1 tRNA gene and 3 rRNA genes are annotated in these 5174 nt (G+C 47.1%); all 4 read right to left on the reverse strand.

Going from position 1 to position 5174, the window contains the following annotated elements:
• Nucleotides 1–2: 2 nt before the first annotated feature.
• Nucleotides 3–119 (reverse strand): 5S ribosomal RNA (gene rrf / locus CS899_RS10670).
• 249 nt (nucleotides 120–368) lie between these two features.
• A 23S ribosomal RNA gene (locus tag CS899_RS10675) occupies nucleotides 369–3271 on the reverse strand.
• A gap of 194 nt (nucleotides 3272–3465) precedes the next feature.
• Nucleotides 3466–3541: transfer RNA gene (locus tag CS899_RS10680), tRNA-Ala, on the reverse strand.
• Between the two features lie 208 nt (nucleotides 3542–3749).
• Nucleotides 3750–5174 (reverse strand): 16S ribosomal RNA (locus CS899_RS10685); the annotation flags it as partial.

Consider the following 5174-nt stretch of genomic DNA (forward strand, 5'->3'; position numbering starts at 1 on the left):
TTGTTGGGCGAATACCTACTCTCCCATGACGTCGCCATCATAGTACCATCAGCGTAGAAAGGCTTAACTTCTGTGTTCGAGATGGGTACAGGTGTATCCCTTTCGCTATCTTCACCCTATGAAGCCCTAATCCAAATCTTGATTTGGCTATAGGTCTCATGCAACCAATTACCCAAGAGCATTTCTTAGCGATTGGCTGTAATTGTCTGCTTTCTCCTATTCCAGTTCATTTGAATAGTTCTTGTTTTTCCTTGTTTAATTAACACGCAGTAGATTTCTTCCAATCACTTACGTTCTTGGGAAATCCTTGCGTATGACCTACTACGAAATCTTAGATTTCTGTTAGGTCAACATAGTAACAAATATTCCTGGTCAAGCTTTCGATATATTAGTATCAGTTAGCTTAAAACATTACTGCTCTTACACCTCTGACCTATCAACCATCTTTTCTTCATGGTATCTCTCTACATCACTGCAAAAGAAATCTCATCTTGAGGGAGGCTTCGTGCTTAGATGCCTTCAGCACTTATCCCTTCCAGACTTAGCTACTCAGCTATGCTCCTGGCGGAACAACTGATACACCAGCGGTCTGTCCATCCCGGTCCTCTCGTACTAGGGACAGCTCCTCTCAAATTTCTTACGCCCACGGCGGATAGGGACCGAACTGTCTCACGACGTTCTGAACCCAGCTCGCGTGCCTCTTTAATGGGCGAACAGCCCAACCCTTGGGACCTTCTCCAGCCCCAGGATGAGACGAGCCGACATCGAGGTGCCAAACCTCCCCGTCGATGTGAACTCTTGGGGGAGATAAGCCTGTTATCCCCGGGGTAGCTTTTATCCGTTGAGCGATGGCCCTTCCACTCGGTACCACCGGATCACTAAGTCCTAGTTTCCTATCTGCTCCACTTGTTGGTGTCGCAGTTAAGCTCCCTTTTGCCTTTGCACTCTTTGAATGATTTCCAACCATTCTGAGGGAACCTTTGAACGCCTCCGTTACTCTTTAGGAGGCGACCGCCCCAGTCAAACTGCCCAACTGACAGTGTCCCTGTACCTGATTCAAGGTACCAGGTTAGAACTTTAGCATTAAAAGGGTGGTATCCCAAAGGTGACTCCGCTAAGACTGGCGCCCTAGCTTCTTAGTCTCCCACCTATTCTGTACATTTAATACCAAAATCCAATGTCAGCCTGCAGTAAAGCTCCACGGGGTCTTTCCGTCCTGCCGTGGGTAACTCGCATCTTCACGAGTACTACAATTTCACCGGATCCTTTGTTGAGACAGTGCCCAAATCGTTACACCTTTCGTGCGGGTCGGAACTTACCCGACAAGGAATTTCGCTACCTTAGGACCGTTATAGTTACGGCCGCCGTTTACTGGGGCTTAAGTTCTATGCTTCGGTTTAACCCTAACATTTCCCCTTAACCTTCCAGCACCGGGCAGGTGTCAGCACCTATACATCATCTTTCGATTTAGCAGATACTTGTGTTTTTGGTAAACAGTCGCTTGGGCCTATTCTCTGCGACCATGCTTTGCTTTTTGTGTTTAACATATACATCTCATGGTACCCCTTCTCCCGAAGTTACGGGGTCATTTTGCCGAGTTCCTTAACAAAGGTTCTTCCGCGCGTCTTAGGATTCTCTCCTCACCTACCTGTGTCGGTTTACGGTACGGGTGTCTTTTCGCTCGATAGTGCCTTTTCTTGGCAGTGTGGAATCTACTACTTCATTACTTGTTTTTCACTCCCCATCGTACCTCTGTGTTATGTAAAAGCGGATTTGCCTACTTCTACCACCTACGTACTTGGACGCGCTCTACCTTTCACGCGCTTAGTATATCCTCCTGCGTCAACACTTCTCTCAGACGCTAAAGACAGTACAGGAATATCTACCTGTTGTCCATCGCTTACGCCTTTCGGCCTGGGCTTAGGTCCCGACTTACCCTGAGTGGACGAGCCTTCCTCAGGAACCCTTAGGTTTTCGACGGGTGAGATTCTCACTCACCTTATCGCTACTCATGCCAGCATTCTCACTTGTGTGATGTCCACAGTTCCTTACAGTCCTGCTTCTCCCCTCACACAACGCTCCTCTACCAATGTATTACTACATTCCACAGCTTCGGTATTAGATTTTAGCCCCGGTAATCTTCGGCGCATCACCACTTGACCAGTGAGCTATTACGCACTCTTTAAATGTATGGCTGCTTCTAAGCCAACATCCTGGTTGTCTAAGTAGTGTTACATCCTTTTCCACTTAATCTAAATTTTGGGACCTTAACTGGTGGTCTGGGCTGTTTCCCTTTCGACTATGAAGCTTATCCCACATAGTCTGACTCCTAACGCTAATTTAAAGGTATTCGGAGTTTGATAAGTTTTGGTAACGTCATACGCCCCTAGACTAATCAGTGCTCTACCCCCTTCAATTACTACGTTAAGGCTAGCCCTAAAGCTATTTCGAGGAGAACCAGCTATCTCCAGGTTCGATTGGCTTTTCACCCCTATCCACACGTCATCCGATATGTTTTAAACCATACCCGGTTCGAGCCTCCATTGAATTTTACTTCAACTTCACTCTGCACATGGATAGATCACCTGGTTTCGGGTCTACGACATACAACTTTGGCCCTATTCAGACTCGGTTTCCCTACGGCTTCGCGTCTTAAACGCTTAACCTCGCTGCATATCGTAACTCGCTGGCCCGTTCTACAAAAAGTACGGTATCACACCTTATTGGTGCTTTACCTGCTTGTAGGCATAAGGTTTCAGGTTCTATTTCACTCCCCTCCCGGGGTTCTTTTCACCTTTCCCTCACGGTACTATTCGCTATCGGTCACTAGGTAGTATTTAGCCTTGGGAGGTGGTCCTCCCGTCTTCCCACAAAATTTCTCGTGTTCCGTGGTACTCTTTTAAAGAGCAGATCTCTTGGTTTTCGATTACGAGGCTTTCACTCTCTACGGCTTGCCTTCCCATGCAATTCTTCTAACCTTAATCTCTGTATTCTCTTAATTTAGGCTCTTCCCCGTTCGCTCGCCGCTACTTAGGGAATCGAGTTTTCTTTCTTTTCCTCAGGTTACTTAGATGTTTCAGTTCACCTGGTTTCCTTCCATAACTTAATTGTTTGGGCTATGGATACTTAGAGTTTGTCTAAGTGGGTTTCCCCATTCGGAGACCGACGGGTCGATGGATATTTGCTCCTCTCCGTCGCTTTCGCTGCTTGTCGCGTCCTTCTTCGGCTCCTAGTGCCAAGGCATTCGCCTTATGCCCTTAGTTGCTTGACCAGAAATATTTGTTACTATATTCAATTTACAAGGTGCTTTTTGTCCTAATTTTATTTAAGTCTAATGGTGGNGCGTCCTTCTTCGGCTCCTAGTGCCAAGGCATTCGCCTTATGCCCTTAGTTGCTTGACCAGAAATATTTGTTACTATATTCAATTTACAAGGTGCTTTTTGACCTAATTTTATTTAAGTCTAATGGTGGAGATGAGGAGAGTCGAACTCCTGACCTCCTGCTTGCAAGGCAGGCGCTCTCCCAACTGAGCTACACCCCCATATTATGGTTTTTGATGTTCTCAGTGCTCTTACTTACTGAGCTACATCCCACGCATTTAATTTAATTTTCAATAAAAAAATCCCTAAACAAAAGTGTAAAAAACCTGAAGTCCTATTTCAAATCTTTCGATTTGATAAGGCTCTTTAAACAGCCTATTACATAAACAGTATTTCTACTTTTACATACTAGTTGTTTGTACTCCTTAGAAAGGAGGTGATCCAGCCGCACCTTCCGATACGGCTACCTTGTTACGACTTCACCCCAGTCATTAATCCTACCTTCGACGCCTGCTTCCCTAAGGTTAGCTCAGCGGCTTCGGGTATTACTAACTTCCGTGGTGTGACGGGCGGTGTGTACAAGACCCGGGAACGCATTCACCGCGACATTCTGATTCGCGATTACTAGCAACTCCGACTTCATGTAGGCGAGTTGCAGCCTACAATCCGAACTGGGGCAGGCTTTCTGAGATTCGCTTCACCTCACGGCTTCGCTTCCCTCTGTACCTGCCATTGTAGCACGTGTGTAGCCCAGGACATAAAGGGCATGATGATTTGACGTCATCCCCACCTTCCTCCGGTTTGTCACCGGCAGTCTATCTAGAGTCCCCATCTTAATGCTGGTAACTAGATATAGGGGTTGCGCTCGTTGCGGGACTTAACCCAACATCTCACGACACGAGCTGACGACAACCATGCACCACCTGTATATACGTCTCCGAAGAGAACCCACTATCTCTAGTGCTAGCGCATATATGTCAAGCCCTGGTAAGGTTCTTCGCGTTGCATCGAATTAAACCACATGCTCCGCTGCTTGTGCGGGTCCCCGTCAATTCCTTTGAGTTTCAGTGTTGCCACCGTACTCCCCAGGCGGAATGCTTAATGTGTTAACTTCGGCACCGAGGTTTGACCCCCAACACCTAGCATTCATCGTTTACGGCGTGGACTACCAGGGTATCTAATCCTGTTTGCTCCCCACGCTTTCGTACCTCAGCGTCAGTTTGTGTCCAGAAAGTCGCCTTCGCAACTGGTATTCCTCCTAATATCTACGCATTTCACCGCTACACTAGGAATTCCACTTTCCTCTCCACTACTCAAGTTTAATAGTTTCAAATGCTTTATGAGGTTGAGCCTCACGCTTTGACATCTGACTTATTAAACCGCCTACGTACCCTTTACGCCCAATAATTCCGGACAACGCTCGCACCATACGTATTACCGCGGCTGCTGGCACGTATTTAGCCGGTGCTTCCTCCTTGGTTACCGTCATTATCTTTACCAAGGACAGAACTTTACGACCCGAAGGCCTTCTTCGTTCACGCGGCGTCGCTGCATCAGGGTTTCCCCCATTGTGCAATATTCCCCACTGCTGCCTCCCGTAGGAGTTTGGACCGTGTCTCAGTTCCAATGTGACCGTTCACTCTCTCAAGCCGGTTACTGATCGTCGCCTTGGTGAGCTTTTATCTCACCAACTAGCTAATCAGACGCGAGCCCATCTTACACCGATAAATCTTTAACCTCTCTATCATTCGATAATGGGGTCTCATATGGTATTAATCCCGGTTTCCCGAGGCTATCCCTTTGTGTAAGGCAGGTTGCTCACGCGTTACTCACCCGTTCGCCACTTTCCTCTAT

It is taken from the genome of Miniphocaeibacter massiliensis, assembly GCF_900232905.1.
Lineage (GTDB): Bacteria > Bacillota > Clostridia > Tissierellales > Peptoniphilaceae > Miniphocaeibacter > Miniphocaeibacter massiliensis.